At 53.3% G+C, this 18,322-nt stretch carries 15 protein-coding genes and 3 tRNA genes; 3 read left to right on the top strand and 15 right to left on the bottom strand.

Annotation, left to right across the window (positions count from 1 at the left end; translation table 11 throughout):
- Nucleotides 1-13 precede the first annotated feature (13 nt).
- The 3 genes from murA to leuC all read right to left on the bottom strand — a co-directional run bounded on the left by murA (nucleotide 14) and on the right by leuC (nucleotide 3,621).
- Complete coding sequence (gene murA / locus CQ018_RS12120) at nucleotides 14-1,342, bottom strand: UDP-N-acetylglucosamine 1-carboxyvinyltransferase (RefSeq protein ID WP_105550261.1); 1,329 nt, start codon at nucleotides 1,340-1,342, stop codon at nucleotides 14-16.
- 214 nt (nucleotides 1,343-1,556) lie between these two features.
- The gene (gene leuD / locus CQ018_RS12115) at nucleotides 1,557-2,159 is read right to left on the bottom strand and encodes a 3-isopropylmalate dehydratase small subunit (protein WP_105550260.1); all 603 of its coding nucleotides are present in this window, start codon (nucleotides 2,157-2,159) and stop codon (nucleotides 1,557-1,559) included.
- 10 nt (nucleotides 2,160-2,169) lie between these two features.
- Entirely contained in the window at nucleotides 2,170-3,621 is a 1,452-nt protein-coding gene (gene leuC, locus CQ018_RS12110; protein WP_105550259.1) for a 3-isopropylmalate dehydratase large subunit, read from the bottom strand.
- 112 nt (nucleotides 3,622-3,733) lie between these two features.
- Here leuC and CQ018_RS12105 point away from each other — a divergent pair, with 112 nt between their 5' ends.
- Complete coding sequence (locus tag CQ018_RS12105) at nucleotides 3,734-4,453, top strand: IclR family transcriptional regulator (protein WP_105550258.1); 720 nt, start codon at nucleotides 3,734-3,736, stop codon at nucleotides 4,451-4,453.
- A 65-nt stretch (nucleotides 4,454-4,518) separates the two neighbouring features.
- Here CQ018_RS12105 and thiL read toward each other — a convergent pair whose 3' ends face one another.
- The 12 genes from thiL to CQ018_RS12045 form a co-directional block, all read right to left on the bottom strand.
- A complete protein-coding gene (gene thiL / locus CQ018_RS12100; RefSeq protein ID WP_105550257.1) occupies nucleotides 4,519-5,538 on the bottom strand; it encodes a thiamine-phosphate kinase in 1,020 nt (339 codons plus the stop codon).
- The gene (locus CQ018_RS12095; RefSeq protein ID WP_105550256.1) at nucleotides 5,525-7,165 is read right to left on the bottom strand and encodes a GTPase; all 1,641 of its coding nucleotides are present in this window, start codon (nucleotides 7,163-7,165) and stop codon (nucleotides 5,525-5,527) included. The genes thiL and CQ018_RS12095 overlap by 14 nt, the downstream gene beginning before the upstream one ends.
- Complete coding sequence (locus tag CQ018_RS12090; protein WP_258142584.1) at nucleotides 7,162-8,964, bottom strand: dynamin family protein; 1,803 nt, start codon at nucleotides 8,962-8,964, stop codon at nucleotides 7,162-7,164. The genes CQ018_RS12095 and CQ018_RS12090 overlap by 4 nt, the downstream gene beginning before the upstream one ends.
- 122 nt (nucleotides 8,965-9,086) lie before the next feature.
- Nucleotides 9,087-9,162: transfer RNA gene (locus CQ018_RS12085), tRNA-Glu, on the bottom strand.
- Nucleotides 9,163-9,211: 49 nt separating this feature from the next.
- Nucleotides 9,212-9,284: transfer RNA gene (locus tag CQ018_RS12080), tRNA-Glu, on the bottom strand.
- A gap of 67 nt (nucleotides 9,285-9,351) precedes the next feature.
- Nucleotides 9,352-9,423 (bottom strand) — tRNA-Gln (locus CQ018_RS12075).
- Nucleotides 9,424-9,537: 114 nt separating this feature from the next.
- Nucleotides 9,538-10,305, bottom strand: a complete 768-nt coding sequence (locus tag CQ018_RS12070; protein ID WP_181149865.1) for an HAD family hydrolase — start codon at nucleotides 10,303-10,305, stop codon at nucleotides 9,538-9,540.
- A 17-nt stretch (nucleotides 10,306-10,322) separates the two neighbouring features.
- Entirely contained in the window at nucleotides 10,323-11,828 is a 1,506-nt protein-coding gene (gene gltX, locus CQ018_RS12065; protein WP_105550254.1) for a glutamate--tRNA ligase, read from the bottom strand.
- Nucleotides 11,829-12,048: 220 nt separating this feature from the next.
- The gene (locus tag CQ018_RS12060) at nucleotides 12,049-12,810 is read right to left on the bottom strand and encodes a fumarylacetoacetate hydrolase family protein (RefSeq protein ID WP_105550253.1); all 762 of its coding nucleotides are present in this window, start codon (nucleotides 12,808-12,810) and stop codon (nucleotides 12,049-12,051) included.
- Nucleotides 12,811-12,813: 3 nt separating this feature from the next.
- Nucleotides 12,814-13,929 carry a UDP-glucose 4-epimerase GalE gene (gene galE / locus CQ018_RS12055; RefSeq protein WP_105550403.1) on the bottom strand — a complete coding sequence of 372 codons (1,116 nt, stop codon included), beginning with the start codon at nucleotides 13,927-13,929 and terminating at the stop codon, nucleotides 12,814-12,816.
- Nucleotides 13,930-14,024: 95 nt separating this feature from the next.
- On the bottom strand, nucleotides 14,025-15,119 hold the full coding sequence (locus CQ018_RS12050) for a branched-chain amino acid aminotransferase (RefSeq protein ID WP_105550252.1): 1,095 nt from the start codon (nucleotides 15,117-15,119) through the stop codon (nucleotides 14,025-14,027).
- Between the two features lie 98 nt (nucleotides 15,120-15,217).
- Nucleotides 15,218-16,276 carry a 3-isopropylmalate dehydrogenase gene (locus CQ018_RS12045; protein WP_105550251.1) on the bottom strand — a complete coding sequence of 353 codons (1,059 nt, stop codon included), beginning with the start codon at nucleotides 16,274-16,276 and terminating at the stop codon, nucleotides 15,218-15,220.
- 163 nt (nucleotides 16,277-16,439) lie between these two features.
- On the opposite strand from CQ018_RS12045, the gene CQ018_RS12040 reads away from it, so the two are divergent.
- A complete protein-coding gene (locus tag CQ018_RS12040; RefSeq protein ID WP_105550250.1) occupies nucleotides 16,440-17,627 on the top strand; it encodes a sensor histidine kinase in 1,188 nt (395 codons plus the stop codon).
- A 5-nt stretch (nucleotides 17,628-17,632) separates the two neighbouring features.
- Complete coding sequence (locus CQ018_RS12035; protein WP_105550249.1) at nucleotides 17,633-18,322, top strand: response regulator transcription factor; 690 nt, start codon at nucleotides 17,633-17,635, stop codon at nucleotides 18,320-18,322.

Raw genomic sequence — 18,322 nt, 5'->3', positions numbered from 1 at the left:
TAGCCTATGCGGACTAGGCGATTTCGTTTAGTTCGACTCGCGCACCCAAGCCAATGAGCTTATCCATGAACTTTTCATAGCCACGGTTAATTAGTTCGATACCGGTCACATGGCTGACACCATCTGCGGCTAAGGCAGCAATTAAGTGGGAGAACCCTCCGCGAAGATCCGGAATGTCAATGTCAGCGCCCTTAAGTTCCGCTGGCCCGGAAATAACTGCCGAGTGCTGGAAGTTACGCTGCCCAAAACGGCATGGAGTAGCACCGAGGCATTCGTTATGGACCTGAACCGTGGCGCCCATTTCAACCAGGGCATTGGTGAAACCAAAACGGTTCTCATACACGGTTTCGTGAACTATTGAAACGCCGCGGGCTTGGGTAAGTGCAACAACTAATGGTTGCTGCCAGTCGGTCATAAATCCTGGGTGAACATCCGTCTCGAGCATGAGCGGTTTGAGCTCCCCGCCCGGGTGGAAGAAACGTATGCCATCATCCGTGACTTCAAATTCGCCACCGATTTGGCGGTAGGTGTGAAGGAAGGCCGTGAGATCGCGTTGCGCGGCACCCTCCACGAATATATCACCCTTGGTAACAAGTGCTGCTGAGGCCCAGGAAGCGGATTCATTGCGGTCCGGCAGCGCCTTGTGGTTATAACCAGTGAGCCGTTCAACACCAACAATGCGGATCACCCGATCTCGCTGAACCTTGATGATTGCACCCATTTTTTGGAGCAATGAGATGAGATCCAGAATTTCAGGTTCAATTGCAGCATTTTCAAGTTCGGTGGTGCCCTTGGCACGTACTGCAGTCAGCAATACCTGTTCGGTGGCGCCGACGCTTGGGTACGGCAAAGTGATTTTCGCACCGGTCAACCCATGAGGTGCGCGAATGCTGGTTCCCAGCGGGCCAGCCTTGTCAATCTCGGCACCAAAGTCACGCAGGACATCAAGGTGGAAATCGATAGGGCGATCACCGATCTTGCATCCGCCAAGATTAGGGATCAGGGTCTCGCCTAGGCTATGAAGCAAAGGACCACAGAAAAGAATCGGAATACGTGAATCCCCAGCGTGAGCATCGATCTCGTTGCTGGTTGCAGTCTTGGTACCCGACGGATCCATGGTTAGATCTCCGGTCACCTCATCTTTAATGACACTGACGCCATGGATTTTCAATAAGCTCGTGACAACGGCAACGTCCTTAATCTCGGGTACATTGCGTAGAACCGAGGGGGAATCTGCCAAGAGAGCTGCGACCATGGCCTTGGGAACCAAGTTCTTAGCGCCGCGAACGGTCACCTTGCCCTTGAGCGGCACACCACCATGAATCGTTAGGACTTTCCCCATGAATATAAGAACCTCACCGAAATTGTTTGGCCTTCGAAAACGAAGGTAAGACTAAGCAAGCATACAGCCCTCGGCAATGCCGAGGGCCGTATGCTCACTGTGGTGCTCGTCGTGTTGGCCCTTTCACACACCGATACTTATCAATGATTCCGGGCTTTTTGGCCCAAGAGTGACAAGTCAGTCCGTAAACGGTTACGCGATCAGCTAAGTACCGCTAGGAGTACTTTGCAGGAAGAGTTGTTGGCTTAAATGATGGGCGTTGACCTTCAAAGTCCGTAATATCCTGTTCGTGCTGCAGGGTAAGGCCAATATCGTCAAGGCCCTCCATGAGACGCCAGCGTGTGTAGTCATCAATTTCAAACGGGGCAACGATCGATCCGCAGATTACCGTGCGTGAATCAAGGTCAACAGCGATCTCTGTTCCTGGATGGTTTTCAATCTCTTTCCAGATTAATTCGATATCACTTTGGGCAACTTCTGCCGCAATCAAACCTTGCTTTCCCGAGTTACCTCGGAAGATATCTGCGAATCTTGAGGAAAGTACTGCCTTGAAACCATAATCTTTCAAAGCCCAAACAGCATGTTCACGTGATGAACCGGTACCAAAATCTGGCCCTGCCACCAAAACCGAACCAGTTGAATACGGTTCCTGATTCAGGATAAAAGTTGAGTCTTTACGCCAACCAGCGAAAAGCGCATCCTCAAAGCCGGTACGGGTAATCCGCTTCAGATACACCGCCGGAATGATCTGGTCTGTATCGACGTTGCTCTGACGCAGCGGGACGCCAATACCTGTGTGAGTAGTAATTTTTTCCATTGTGTATTCCTTAGACGGCGTCTGATACTACGGATACGAGATCCGAAGGGGACGAGAGCGTGCCACGGATTGCTGTTGCAGCGGCAACTACTGGCGAAACAAGGTGGGTGCGTCCGCCCTTACCCTGACGACCCTCAAAGTTGCGGTTTGAGGTTGAGGCGCAACGCTCACCCTCGGCAAGCTGGTCCGGGTTCATGCCCAAGCACATGGAGCAACCAGCAAAACGCCATTCGGCACCGAACTCCTTGAAGATCTTGTCCAATCCTGCTGCTTCAGCTTCAAGACGTACGCGCGCAGAGCCTGGAACCACAATCATGCGGATATCTGGATCTTTTTCACGGCCCTGAATAATTTCTGCAGCTGCACGCAGATCTTCCATACGGCTATTGGTGCAGGAACCGAGGAATACCGTGTCAACACGAATTTCCTTCATGGGAGTACCGGCTGTTAGGTCCATGTATTCAAGTGCACGTTCACATGCTGCGCGAGCGTTCTCGTCTTCAAAGTCTTCGGGTGCCGGAACCCGCGCCGAAAGCGAAACACCCTGGCCTGGGTTGGTTCCCCAAGTGACAAATGGCTCAAGCTCATTTGCGTCAAGGAAAACTTCCGCGTCAAAGCTCGCGCCCTCATCGGTTGCGAGAGTTTCCCACTCGGCTACCGCGGCACCCCAGTCATCGCCCTGTGGTGCGTGTGGACGTCCCTTGATGTATTCGTAGGTAATTGCATCCGGCGCCACCATTCCAGCGCGAGCGCCGGCTTCGATGGACATATTACAGATGGTCATACGAGCGTCCATCGAAAGCGAACGAATAGCCGAACCACGGTATTCAAGAACGTAGCCTTGCCCGCCGCCGGTACCAATCTTGGCAATAACTGCCAAGATAATATCTTTGGCGGTAACACCAGGCTTCAAGGTTCCCTCAACATTGATAGCCATGGTCTTAAATGGCTTCAAGGACAGGGCCTGGGTTGCCATCACGTGTTCAACCTCGGAGGTACCAATACCGAAGGCCAGTGCCCCAAAGGCACCGTGAGTGGAAGTGTGTGAATCGCCACAAACCACCGTCATGCCGGGTTGAGTCAGACCCAGCTGCGGACCCACTACGTGAACAATTCCCTGTTCCTTATCGCCCAGCGAATGCAGTCGCACGCCGAACTCGGCACAGTTCTTGCGCAGAGTCTCGATCTGCGTGCGGCTAGTTAAATCCGCAATAGGCTTATCAATATCTATGGTTGGGGTGTTGTGGTCTTCGGTGGCGATCGTCAAATCTGGCCGGCGTAGCTTTCGTCCAGCAAGGCGCAGACCTTCAAAAGCCTGCGGTGAGGTCACCTCATGCACTAGGTGCAGGTCGATAAAGATCAGGTCGGGCTGGCGCGCAGCACCAGTTCCTTCACCCTTACGCACAACGTGTGCGTTCCATACTTTTTCTGCCAGCGTCTGTGCTGCCTGGTGTGCGGCCATAACCGACTCCCTCACTTGATCAAAATCTTATGAGACAACTCTTTCACCGGACACCATGTAATATCCACTACTCGGACTTGCATCTCAAATAGTGAGACGTCAATATCATAGTATGGACACTTCAAGTGGCGTTGGCGTCATCGATAAGGCAGCACTCATTCTCAATGCCCTTGAGGCGGGACCTACATCCTTGGCACAGTTAGTAACTGTCACCAAAATTTCCCGTCCCACGGTGCACCGACTGGCCCAAGCCTTGGTTCATCACCGTTTAGTGGGCAAAGATATCCACGGCCGATTTGTACTTGGCGGTCGGCTTGTCGAACTGGCTTCAGCCGCCGGCGAGGACAGGCTCATTGCTGCGGCAGGCCCTCTACTACTGCAATTACGCGACAGCACCGGTGAAAGCACTCAGGTCTTCCGCCGCCAGGGCGACTACCGTGTGTGCGTTGCTTCTGCCGAACGTCCCGTAGGTCTGCGCGATACAATTCCGGTTGGCACCCAGCTTTCCATGAAGGCAGGATCCGCTGCTCAAGTTTTGCTCGCTTGGGAAGATCACGAACGACTCCTCGATGGGCTGCAAGGAGCCCGGTTCACTCCAACTATCTTGGCGGGAGTGCGCCGTCGCGGGTGGGCTCAGAGCCTGGGCGAACGTGAACCAGGTGTTGCTTCTGTGTCGGCGCCCGTACGTGGCCCCTCCGGTCGCGTCATTGCTGCCGTTTCCATGTCTGGCCCAATTGAACGGCTTTCACGCCAGCCCGGTCGAGCACATCAGGAAGTCGTAGTTCAGACAGCAAACGCACTCAGTGAGGCACTGCGCAAGACCGGGGACTAAAACCAGCGGGTTGGCTGCTGACTGGAGATATTCCGCAGCCAACCCTCGAAACTACGGAGCGTAAACTACACTTCGAAATGATCAAACCCGGCCGAAACGTTCAAGCTATCGCCGTCGAGGCTAACCCGATTCTTCGTTTCGCTTGTTGCCGCGGCATGCACGGTACCAACTTTTCTAAATCCCTCCGGTAATTCGGTGCGAGGCGGGAAAGTGGCAAGAAGACCGTGGTCTTCTCCCCCGCTAATCACCCAAGCCAACGGCTCAGTCTCAAGCGTCTGGGCAATAGGAAGCAGACGTTCAAGATCTTTGATCAAAGATTCTTGGTTTATGTCTATTTCAACATCGCTTGCAAGAGCTAGCCGGTGGGCGTCTTTGAACAACCCATCTGAAATATCCATCATGGCGCTCGCACCGGATTTTGCGGCAAGAGGGCCAGCATCCAATGGTGGCTTCGGACGACGCTGCCCCAAGACTATTTCTTGCTGCTCCACCGTCCAATTTTCGGTTTGGATGCTTGAATCCAACAACGCTAATCCCGCCGCAGCAACGCCAAGTACTCCATGAACAGCGAGAATGTCGCCGGGTTGAGCTCCGGAGCGTAGCACTGGTGATTCGGTCACCAATGCTCCGGTCAAGGCAGCGGTAATTGACAGTTCGCTCCCCCGACCCAGATCCCCTCCGGCAATTGCGCAATGGGAAGCGCCTAGTTCACGCATGGCTGCGCTAAAACCTTCGGCAAGGTCTTCAACCCAATGCACCGGAGTTTCAGGTGGCAGCGTCAGCGAGATTACAGCGGCTGTTGCGCATGCGCCCATGGCGTTAACGTCAGAAAGGTTTTGAGCCGCCGACTTCCAGCCGACATCAAATCCGCTGCTCTCAAAACCACTGGGCCAGCGGAGTCGAAAATCTTGGTTTTCAACCAACGTATCAACAGTAAAAACAAACGCTCCGCCCGGAGCCGCAATCAGGGCCGCGTCGTCACCGGGCCCCACCAGTGCAGCGGCTCCTTGCAGCCTAGGAAGAATCCGCGCTAGCAGCCCGCTTTCCCCAAGGTTGCCTACGGTCAGGCTTCTAGTTTCTGGCACGTGCTAGGGCTCCAATGAATTGATTGTGTCGGTTGACTTCTTCACTCACGGGTTGAATCACAGAGGCGTCGACCACATCGTGTACGGCACCCAATAATACCTTCCTTGCCTTCCGTGCTCGGCCAGCGCCGCCTGCCCGGGCTGCAAAACTGGTGAGGATACCCAAGATAATTCCTAGCAATATACCTATGACAAGCATCAGCGTTGGAACGGGAATTCCTTCAACTTGAGGTGCTGGAGGAAGAGAAAACTGAAGGTACTGGACAACTGCCAAAGCTCCTAGCCACAGGGCACCGGTAAGCGCAGTAACCAGTGAAACCCATTGGATCACCGAAATTATTGGCCACCACCACGATCCTTTGGTCGCACCTACGTCAGCATTCGCGATTGCCTGATCTAATTTGTCAGGCAAAGCTGCCGCGTCTTGGCGCGCGGATCGGCGAATTGCAGCCTTCCAAGCATCAGTTGCTCCGGTGCTTGATTGGTCGGCAAACTCTCGAACAGCAGAATCGGCTTGTGCCTTTTCCGCTGCCCCAGCGACTGGTAGCGACGTTCGGTTCATCTGCGGATTGATATCTGTGCTTTTCAGATTAAGCCTGCGTAATGGATCGGGCCTGATTTTTGAGAGCCATCGAGTCAGTGGCCAGCCTGCTTTCTTGGTGGCATCCAACATGTAGGTCTTTCGCACTGCGTCAACAACTGTTTCGATTCCGGCGGCCTGCGCTAGCTTCCGGGTGACTTGGTTAGTTGCGCCCTGGGTTGGCATGTTCAAGGCAGTATTTGTTTGGCCCTGGCCTAGGTTTTCTGCCACGGTCACGACATCGGCGGCCAGTCGGCGTGTAGTTGCCCCGCGTTCGGTGACAATTTTTGCGATTCGGCCCCGTAGATCATCTATGCCTTCACCGGTAGTCGCCGAAACGCCCACGAGTTGAGGGTCTGTGAGCCCATCACGTTCAAGAATGGAACGCAAAGACGTTAGTACCGGCTCTCGCTGCGCTTCACGCAATGTGTCTATTTGGTTCAGAACCACCAAGGTCACGGCGCCATGAGCGGATAGCGGAGTAATGAAATCGTGGTGGACCGCTGCATCGGCATATTTTTGCGGATCCATTACCCAAATCAAGACATCCACCTGCCCGGAAAGACGTACAGCAACCTCCCTATTTTCAAGAGTTGTTGAGTCAAAGTCGGGTAGGTCTAAGAGGATCAGCCCATTAGCTTCCTTTTCCGAACCAAAGATCCCTTTCTTTGCTAGTCGCAGAGGAGTCGTCAACACATGGCGATCATGCACTTCGAGCCAATCTAAAAGCGACGTTGCTCCTTGGGTATTCCAGATTGCGGCAAGCGGCTTACTAGTTGTAGGTCTTGTTGCAGCGGTACGCGCGAGATTTTCGCCGACAACTGCATTGAACAGAGATGATTTTCCGCTACCCGTGGCACCAAAAAATCCGACTACAGTGTGCTCGGATGAGAGCGTGCGTCTGGTTGATGCTCGTTCCAGAAGTGCCCAGGCTTCCTCACTGGCCTGTGAACTGAGTCTTCCATCGCCTAACTCGGTAGCCTCCTTAAGCGCTTCCAGTCGTTTTTCGAGCGGGCTTATCGTTGCCTCTGAGCGCCGTCGACTCATGCGTCCTGCTCTCGGGCCAGACGACGAACTGCCGCCGCATACTCCTCAAGCTTTGTACTTTGCGCTTCGGTCGGCACTTCGGAAAGGATGAGCTCAAAACGCTTCTTTTCACCGTCCAGCAACTCGTTACAGCGAATTTCAAGTCCTTGCATTGCTTTCTTTGCTAAGCGTCTCACTGCGTCCTCTCCAAAGATTGCTTCGAGTAGCTTTTGCCCCACAACTGCAGAACCACCCGCAATACCAACTTCAAGACCGGTTAATCCCGCCGTTGATGCAAAAACCACAACCATCAAGGCAACCGCAACACCATTGATCCCAAATGAGACCATCCGGGCAGTCATGCGCTTACTTGCGCCCTCGCTACGGATAATATCCATAAGGTCCAACTGCCAGGCCCTGATCTGCTTGGCCACTTCAGCTGAAAAACCTGGGCTCACCTCACCTAGGTTTTTTCCCCCGAGCAACGCTATTCCGGCAGGATCCGCCCGCCAACGACTTTCTGCTGTTTCACATGCAGTTGCACCTTGGTCAACGACCACTGCATGAAGTCCACTCTCAATGGCTTTCTCTACATGATCGACAGGTTGTGGCTTGCCAGTAAAGAAAGCCCCGATCCTGTCACGAAGTCGACCGATGCCAGATTCTAGGGATCTGAAAAATTCGCCAGTTCCGACAAAGTCCTGCCAGCGTGCCAGTACTTCACCCCGTAGCAGTGTTCCATCCTTGGTCGCCTGAAGAATTCCTGTTTTTGCTTCTTCAAAAGCCTCATCAACATAAGAAGTCAACCGCCGAGCGCTTTCATCTTGGGTCTTGACTGCCGCTGCCATTGTTTCGGTGCGATCTCCCAATTGCTTGAGGACACCGGCAAGAGTCTGCCGAGCAATTGCCGCCCGAGATTCACTATTCACGGCTATCTGTTCTAACCAGCTTTTCAGCTCGGTTACGGCGGCCGCCGGCAGCATATCCAGTGCGTTAAGTTCCTGCTCTTCAATGACAAATACCCTGGCGGAACTTAATCCCTCCCGTTCAAGCATCCTGTGTAGATCGGCACTGATCTCTTCAGTAACACCTGCGGGCACACGGTCAAGAACAATTGAAACGGTAATGTTTCGGGTTGCAGCTTCGGAGAGAAGTTTCCACGGCACAGCATCTGCGTACCTATTTGCTGTAGTAACAAATATCCAAAGATCGGCAGCCGCCAAAAGCTGGCTTGCTAGGCGCCTATTTTCATCGGAAACAGAATCAATATCTGGTGCATCAAGCAATGCTAGACCGCGGGGAACTGCTCGGTCCTCCAAAAGGACAATCGAATCAATCAGTGCCGGGTCTGGATCCATACCAACTTTATCTGCGGACAGCACGGATGTGCCTGCCACCGGAGTACCAGTAATGCGTTTAAGGCCCGGAAGAATTCGATCGCTATCCAACCATTTCTTGTCCTCTTTATGGTGTAAGAGAATTGGTTGCCGGGTCGTGGGGCGGATTGCTCCGGCTCTTGTTACCGGATGACCTACCAACGCATTAACAAGAGTGGATTTCCCGGCTCCTGTGGAACCACCTACTACCGCTAGGAGCGGCGCATCTAAACTACGGTATCTAGGAAGAATATAGTCTTCGAGTTGCGCGACAGTTTCCCTAGCAGCTGTTCTAGAGTCGGCAGCGCCAGAAAGCTCCAAGGGAAATAGGTCTTGGCCAAGTTGGCCTCTGAGCGCCGTGAGTAAATCGATGGCCTCGGCATCGGCGGGCACTGCTAAAGAGGCAGATTCGCTGGCCGGTTCGGAGGCATTATTGGTGGTCACAACTACATCATGCCAAAGTGTTGGCGAATTTTCGGCAAGCCAGCCCAAATACTTGCTAATTAGATGCCCATATTTAGCTTAAAAACAATTGGTTCCAAACAAGTGTTTGGAACCAATTGAGCTGGTGACCCCAGCGGGATTCGAACCCGCGTTACCGCCGTGAGAGGGCAGCGTACTAGGCCGCTATACGATGGGGCCGCATAGCTGTAACGTTTATGGACTGTTACCGTCCGATTCTACTGAATCGTGACCCCAGCGGGATTCGAACCCGCGTTACCGCCGTGAGAGGGCAGCGTACTAGGCCGCTATACGATGGGGCCGTAGTGTTGCGTGAAAGATTTTCATCTTTCACGCAAACCGGTCCTCGCAAATGCGAAGACCGAAGCGCTGGGGTACCAGGACTCGAACCTAGAATGTTGGTACCAGAAACCAGTGTGTTGCCAATTACACCATACCCCACTGCATTGAGTCGCTTTCAAACTTTCTCTTGGAAAGCTTTTCTGCGCTTCAGCACGAGAAATAACTATACATAGGATTTGATGCTTGCACAAATCGAGAAACAGATGGCTCCCACTAACCGAAAAACCCTAAGTTTTCACTAATTATCGAGTTCAGAGAAGTATGACTTCCAAGTAATTCCGAAGAACTTGGCATGTGATTCGGGGCACGGTTAATTAGGACTGCTTGCAGTCCAGCGCTCTTCGCACCTTGCACGTCATTGATGGGGTTATCCCCCACGTATAGCGTTTCCCTTATTTTGGTTCCAAGTAATCTGCAACCTTCATGGAATGGGCGTGGATCCGGCTTGGGCGCACCTGCGGTGTCAGACCCAACCACTATTGCTATGCGCTCAAGTCCCGAAAGTACTAGCTTGTCACGCTGGTAGCTTTCGATGTTATTACTGACGGCGCCATAGGGAATACCCATGACGTCCAATGAATCAAGGCATGCGTGAACATCGGGGTACGGCTCCCACATGCTTCTGACGGTTCGCTCGTATTCAGCACTCCAAATGCCCAGCGCTTCGGCCTCGGGTGCTTGCAATTTTGCAAGTCCGTAGGCCCGCCTAATTCGTTCGGCGCGTTGGCCCAAAAATGTCAGCTCACCCGACATGTATCTTTCATACGCGCCGGCACCATCATCCGCATAGTCTTTGGCAATATGTTCGCGATCCTCGGGCGCTAAATCACCGAAATCTTGCTCCGTCATCCGATGAAAGCCGCGGATGGAAGCAGAGTTAAGGTCCACGAGGGTGTCATCAATATCGAAAAGAACGCCCCTAATCCGGGCAACAGCATTACTTCTGCTGCCCGGATTAGGGACGCTTGTGACGTTATTCAAGGGCAAACTTTTCTTTTCTACTGTGTTGCCCGGAATGCTCGAATTCGAGCCAAGGAGGAATCCTTGCCCAGAATGACCATAGATTCAAAAAGTGGCGGGGAAATACGCTTGCCAGAAACGGCCGTGCGGATTGGACCGAAGGCATGACGCGGCTTAATACCCATGTCTTCAACCAGCGCCGATTTCAATCCTTCCTGGATTGCCTCGGCATTCCACTCCGGCGCATTCTCTAACGCGAGAATGCCTGCATCCAAGATTTCTGCGGTGTTTTCCGGCATTCCCTTGAGGGCATCGGCTGCAGGGTCGATCTCAGAATCTTCGCGGAAGAGGAACTCAAGCATTTCCGGAGCTTCGCCCAGCAGCGTAATGCGCTCCTGAACCAGTGGTGCGGCTTCGGCAAGGATTTCGTTCTGGCGTTCGGTTAGCTGCTCCCCTACTAGACCTGCTGCCTGAAGGTACGGAATCAACCGGTTACGGAAATCCTCGGCTTCAAGCAGACGTACGTGAGTGCCGTTGATGGCCTCTGCCTTTTTCAAGTCAAAGCGTGCGGGATTTGAGAGCACATCATGGACGTCAAAGGCTTCGATGAGCTGCTCGCGCGTGAAAATATCTTCGTCTCCGCTGAGCGACCAACCCAGCAAGGACAGATAGTTCAACAGTCCTTCGGGGATGAAACCACGATCGCGGTGCAGGAAGAGGCTGGATTCCGGATCACGCTTGGAAAGCTTCTTATTACCCTGGCCCATCACATACGGTAGATGCCCGAAGAGCGGCATGTACTGCGCAACGTTTACGTCAATCAGTGCATGGTATAAAGCAATTTGGCGAGGGGTTGAGGAGAGGAGGTCTTCACCGCGCAATACGTGAGTGATACCCATGAGTGCATCATCAACCGGGTTGACCAGAGTGTAAAGCGGCTGACCGTTTGCACGCACAACCACAAAGTCCGGAACGCTTCCAGCCTTGAATGTTACTTCTCCACGCACTAGGTCGTTGAAGCTAATGTCTTCATCGGGCATGCGGACACGCAGCACGGGTTCGCGACCTTCTGCGCGGAATACAGCAATTTGTTCTGCTGACAGGTCACGGTCAAATCCGTCATAACCCAACTTGGGGTCGCGTCCTGCAGCCTTGTGACGCTCTTCAACTTCTTCCGGAGTTGAGAACGACTCGTAGAGGTGGCCCGCTTCGCGTAGCTTGGCAATCACGTCCTGGTAGATATCGCCACGCTGAGACTGGCGGTATGGCTCGTGTGGTCCACCAACGTTGACTCCTTCATCCCAGGTGATGCCGAGCCAATCCAGTGCGTCAAGCAACTGGTTGTAGCTTTCTTCGGAGTCGCGCTTGGCATCGGTGTCTTCAATGCGGAAGATCATCTTGCCACCGGTGTGGCGCGCGTAGGCCCAGTTAAACAGGGCGGTGCGGATCAGGCCAACGTGCGGGGTGCCGGTCGGAGACGGGCAGAAGCGTACGCGGACGGGAGTTTCATCGGTCACAGTGGGAATGAGGGCTACATCAGTCATGATGTATTCATTCTATGCCGGGAATGTTGATTGCTTGGCGGAGCCCCAACGCATCGGCCGTTCCGTGCAGTCATTAAGACGAGTTGGACCCGGAAAATCCGGGCCCAACTCTGTATGGTGTCGGTTTCGATGGCAAGAAAGAAACCAACCTAGATAGCTTAATAGTTCATTTAGCTCGGAACCAAATTGTTTGCAGCCGGGCTTCCTAAAGAAAGCTTATCTAGCGTCGAAACGGATTGCTTAGCGTACCAATTCCTTCAATTTCAATTTCAACGCGCTGCCCCTCACGGACGAGACCCACTCCCGCTGGTGTACCGGTGAGAATCACGTCTCCGGGCAGGAGGGTGAAAGCCTGTGACGCGTAGGCTACGAGGTCGTTGACACCCCACACCATTTGCGAGGTGTTTCCGTCTTGTACGACCTTGTCATCTAGACGTGTGGTCAGCTGTGTATCTTCATGATCCAGTTCTGTTTGGATCCATGGCCCTAGGGGGCAGGAACCGTCCCAGCCCTTAGCCCGCGCCCATTGCCCGTCGGTGCGCTGAGCATCGCGAGCAGTGAGGTCATTGGCAATGGTGTACCCGAAGATGACGTCCTGAGCCTTTTCTGCGGGGACATCTTTGCAAATACGTCCGATGACCACGGCGAGTTCACCTTCATAGGAAATCTCATCCGAGAAACTAGGCAGGGTAATAGGATCTCCGGAACCAACAACCGCAGTATTTGGTTTCAAGAACATCAGGGGTTCTGCAGGAACCTCATTACCCAACTCAGCCGCGTGCTCGGCATAAGTTCGCCCGAAACAGACGACCTTGGATCGCGGAATGATGGGAGCCAGTAAGCGGACGTCCTCGAGCTTGTGCTTAACTCCGGTGGGTTTGATGCCTTGGAAGAAGGGGTCACCGGCAATGACAAGGACGTCTTCCCCGTCAACCACACCGTACATTGGGTCATTGTCTACTACGAAACGAGCAATACGCATGAGTTATACCTTAGTGGTTTCGTCGGACTCGGGTTCCTCGTTCTCGTTTGCCGGTGGTGTCTCGAGATCTTCAACGAGTGGAAGGTCGACAGGCACCAGTGGGTCTTCATCCGGGTAGCCGGTCGGGTTGGTCGATTGCCAGCGCCACATGTCTTCAACCATTTGTTCGAGACCGCGTTCTGCTTTCCAGCCAATTTCTTCACGGGCTAGTGCAGGATCTGCATAGCTGGCGGCTACATCGCCTGGACGACGGTCCACGATGTCATAGGGAATCTCTCGCTCAGAGGTACGAGAGAACGCCTGGATTACCTCGAGTACGGACGATCCATGTCCTGTCCCAAGATTCCATGCGTGGAGACCGCCGTGTTCTTCCAAGTACTCGAGTGCAGCCAAGTGACCAGCGCCTAGGTCCAGCACGTGGATGTAGTCGCGCACCCCGGTACCATCCGGAGTCGGGTAGTCACCACCGAAGACATTCACTTTTTCCCGGATACCTACGGCAACTTGGGCAACGAATGGCATCAGATTATTTGGAATTCCCTGTGGGTCTTCACCAATGCGTCCCGATTCGTGGGACCCGACCGGGTTGAAATAGCGTAGTTTGGCGATAGACCAACGCGGATCCGAACGAGCTAAATCATCAAGCATGTACTCAATATGCAGCTTGGTTCGGCCGTAGGGATTGGTTGCCGAAAGCATTGTTGCTTCGGTGATCGGCAGTTCCAGTGTCTCACCATAAACGGTTGCCGAAGAGCTGAAGACAAACGTGAAGACACCGTGTGATTGCATTGTTTCCAGCAGGTTCAGGGTGCCAGTTACGTTGTTGCGGTAATAAGTAAGTGGTTTAGCTACTGATTCCCCCACGGCTTTGAGACCAGCAAAGTGAATGACGGCTTCTGGCTTGGTAGAAGCAAACACTTCTTCAAGGCGCACCTGATCAAGAAGGTCACCAATATGCAGTTCGGCATTCTTGCCGGTTAGTTCTGCAACGCGCCGGAGAGACTCCGGCGATGAGTTGCTGAGATTGTCAAAGACGTGGACTTCATGTCCTTCTTCAAGAAGAAGGAGGACAGTATGTGAGCCGATGTACCCGGCTCCCCCGGTAACCAATATGCGCATGGAATCCATTCTATGGATAATTCATGCAGAAACTGGCTTTTAACGCAGTGTGGGGAATAACCATTCAGGTTATTCCCCACACAAGTTACCTAAGCCTAAGCCAGCTGCTCCAACCAACCGTGGCGGTCAGCCACGGCACCGGTTTGAATTCCAAGCAGTTCGGTACGCAATGACATAGTAATTTCTCCGGCTGGAGCGTCCGGATCACCGATCAGCTCTTCACCGTTCTTGAGAACGCCAATTGGGGTGACGACTGCTGCGGTACCGCAAGCAAAGACTTCCTGGATGTCACCGTTAGCGATTCCTTCGCGCCATTCACCCAGAGTGATAGTGCGTTCTTCAACTTCTATGCCACGATCTCGTGCAAGCTGAATGATCGAGGAACGTGTGATTCCTTCAAGAATGGTTCCGGTCAGACGCGGAGTCACCAGCTTGCCATTCTTCATCACGAAGAAGACGTTCATGCCGCCAAGTTCTTCTACGGCCTCATCATTGAACGGGTCTAGGAATAGAACCTGCTTGCAACCGTTCTGTTCGGCTTCAAGTTGTGCAATGAGGGACGCGGCATAGTTACCTCCGCACTTTGCTGCACCGGTTCCACCACGGCCTGCACGTGCATAGTTATGGGACACCCAAATTCCAACGGGCTTGAGCTCCCCACCAAAGTAGTTACCGGCAGGAGAAGCAATGACACGGTAGGAAACCTCGCGTGCAGCTCGAACTCCCAAGAAAGCCTCGGTAGCAATCATGAACGGACGCAGGTAAAGGGCTTCCCCATCTCCGCTAGGTACCCACTCAACATCAGCCTTGACCAAACGACGCAACGATTCAACAAAGGCTTCTTCGTCGAGCTGAGGTAGAGCCAAACGTTCGGCAGAGCGATTCAGCCGTGCCGCATTGGCGTGAGGGCGGAATGTCCACACGGTACCGTCTGCATGACGGTACGCCTTGAGACCTTCAAAGATTTCTTGCCCATAGTGCAGGACCGAAGCTGCAGGATCCATTGCAATCGGACCGTAAGGTTCAATGCGGGCGTTCTTCCAGATTCCGGAACCACCCTCAGCATCCGCGCTCCAGTCAATGACCGCCGTGTGATCAGTGAAGAAGTCGCCAAACCCGGGATTCGCTAAGACTTCGGCGCGTTCCTTGTCACTTTTACGTTGCTGTGAGAGTTCTTCAATGAATTCCATGATGCCGTCAGGCTTCCTCTTCGAAAGGGTGTTGCGGTGGCAAGCATGTTACAGCTTGCCACCCTAAGATTTGGTTCCCAAGGAACCTAGAATCAAGACTATGCCAGAGCCGCTACGATTGCATCGCCGATTTCGGTTGTTGTGCGTGGATCTGTCATCTCGTCTCGGGATTCAATGTCGCTTTCCACCGCAGCTTCGACACGTCGAGCAGCTTCCGGCTGGCCCAGGTGGTCCAGAAGGAGCGCAACGGACAGGATCGCAGCTGTTGGATCTGCTTTCTGTTGGCCGGCAATATCTGGGGCAGAACCATGAACCGGTTCAAACATTGAAGGAGCTGTACGATCCATATTGATATTTCCGCTGGCCGCCAAACCAATGCCGCCGGTGACGGCTCCCGCCTGATCGGTGAGAATATCTCCAAAAAGATTGTCAGTGACAATCACGTCAAAGCGTGACGGGTTTGAAGTCATGAAGATCGTTGCTGCATCAATGTGCAGGTAATCGTGGGTGACATTCGGGAATTCGGCAGCGACAGCCTCAACGGTACGGCGCCATAGGTGACCCGCGTAGACCAGCACATTGTGCTTGTGGACGAGGGTTACGTGTTTGCGTTCGCGTTCTGAAGCGCGGCGGAAGGCATCACGGACCACACGCTCAACGCCATGCGCAGTATTAACCGAAACTTCGGTTGCGATTTCGTGTGGAGTGCCAACGCGTAGAGCTCCACCGTTGCCAACGTAGGGACCTTCCGTTCCCTCACGCACCACAATGAAATCAATTTCTCCTGGATCAGCCAATGGGCTTGGAACACCTGGGTAAAGCTTTGCCGGGCGCAGGTTTACATAATGATCAAGGGAAAAACGGAGCTTCAGTAGAAGTTCACGTTCAATAAGGCCAGAAGGGATCCGAGTATCCCCCGGCGCTGCGCCGACGGCACCAAAAAGAATTGCATCATGGCGCTTCAGCGCGTCCAAGGTCTCCTCGGGAAGGGTTTCCCCCGTTTCCAACCAATGCTCGGCGCCGAGCTTGTAGTCGGTCAAATCCAACGTGACGTCGGTCTGACCGATGACCTTTTTCAAGACCTTCACTGCTTCGGCGATTACTTCTGGACCAATACCGTCACCCGGAATGACGGCAATATTCAAGGATTCACTCATAAGAATAATCCTAACGATTTGTATCACTATGTGAGCAACCCGTCTCACATAGTGAGCTAGACGTTTCATCCCGGACTCCACCCGTGGCATGAGGTAAATGCAATGAAAGGAACATAGAGTTATTCATAAGATTCAGAACCCCTTTTAGATAACGCAGGACTTCATGACGCCCCACCGCACCATTGATCGCTGGATTCGAGAGAATCCATACAGAGTAGATCTAATTCTCGGCCTTGGTATGTGGTTGCTCTTCGGGCTCGGGAGCGCATTCCTGATGGGTTATGGAGGCAATGGCTTCACGCTTGTGGTGGTCGCTTCGGCACAAACCCTCCCCCTCATCTGGCGCCGGAAACACCCAGGCCTCGCGGCAGCTATTATCGTTGCAGCACACCTAATCCAGCTAGTTACGTATACAGACTTTTTGCCATCGCAGATTTCTGTGCCAATAGTTGTCTATACATTGGCCGCCTATGCCAAACGATGGCAGTCGATTGCTGGGATGATTTCAGGTTTTGTGGGAGCATTCCTGATGAGCAGTAAATTGCTCTTACTAGGCGGTAGCTGGTCGCTCGAAGGCTGGCTCATTTCATTCATGGGACTTGCCCTGACTGTCATGGTGTCTTGGACTTTTGGCGATCTGGCGCGTACACGTCGAATTGCCACACAAACACTCGAAGATCGCGCACGGCGCTTGGAAATTGAGCGCCAACAAGAACGAGATCTTGCCGCCGCGGATGAACGTAGCCACATTGCCCGAGAAATGCATGACATAGTTGCGCATTCACTGTCGGTAATCATCACTCAAGCGGACGGCGCAAGGTACGCAAGTGAGCACGATCCAGAAATAGCCAGAGAAACTTTAGCAACAATTTCAAATACCGGCCGTGGATCTCTAAGAGAGATGAGGCGTCTCTTAGGAGTGCTCCGCAATGATGAGGAAGCCTCCACGCGCCCCCTGCCAACACTTACTGATGTAGAAGACCTACTAGAATCGACGCGTAAAACAGGACTGGACATTGAGTACAACGCAAGTGGCCAACCTCGTCGCGAACTCCCTGCGGGTGCCGAACTAACCGCGTATCGCTCAGTTCAGGAAGCCCTAACGAATGTCGTCAAACACGCTGGCCCGTCCGCTAAAGCAGTTGTCAGTCTCTCTTGGGACAATCGTGGCCTAAAGATTGTTATTGCCGACAACGGTCGTGGTGCTGGCGCACTAGGCACTGCTGACTCCGGGCAAGGGCTGCGCGGTATGCATGAAAGGGTTTCTCTCTATGATGGCCAGGTAGAAGCTACACCTCAGCAAAGCGGTGGCTTTAGGGTTGCCGTATTCATTCCATACACAGAGGACTAGAAACCTTGCCTAAGGACAACCCCATCCGGGTAGCACTCGTTGATGACCAACTATTGGTGCGCAGCGGATTCAGAATGCTCATTAATTCACAGAAGGATTTAGAGGTAATTGCCGAGGCTTCCAATGGCAGGGAAGCTATTGCTTCTCCAACACTGAGCACCGCAGATGTGATCCTTATGGATGTGCGCATGCCGGAAATGAACGGTATTCAAACAACCGAGCACTTGCTTAGCAACAGGCCAAAGGGAATACCCGCACCAAAAGTCATCGTTCTAACAACCTTCGATCTCGATGAGTATGCGCTTTCCGCAATACAGGCAGGTGCTAGCGGCTTCCTCCTGAAGGATGCCCCTCCCGAGGAACTTCTGGACTCGATCCGCACCGTACATCGAGGAGACGCAGTTATCGCTCCTTCAACAACCCGGCGCCTACTGGACCACGTGGCACCAATACTGCGACGCTCAAGTATGCCCGATAGCGAACACGTCAAAGCTGTGGCATCCTTGACTCCACGTGAGCGAGAAGTATTTGAGCTCATCGCTAATGGCCAGTCGAACCCGGAGATTGCTTCGGGGCTTTTCCTCTCGGAAGCTACGGTAAAGACTCACGTTGGGCATATATTGTCCAAGCTCAACGCAAGGGATCGGGTTCAGGCAGTTGTTATCGCCTACGAAACCGGAATTGTCTCGCCTTAA

The organism is Arthrobacter sp. MYb227 (assembly GCF_002975435.1).
Lineage (GTDB): Bacteria > Actinomycetota > Actinomycetes > Actinomycetales > Micrococcaceae > Paeniglutamicibacter.
The sequence above is the reverse complement of the archived record's forward strand: the minus strand, read 5'-3'. Positions and strand labels throughout refer to the sequence as shown.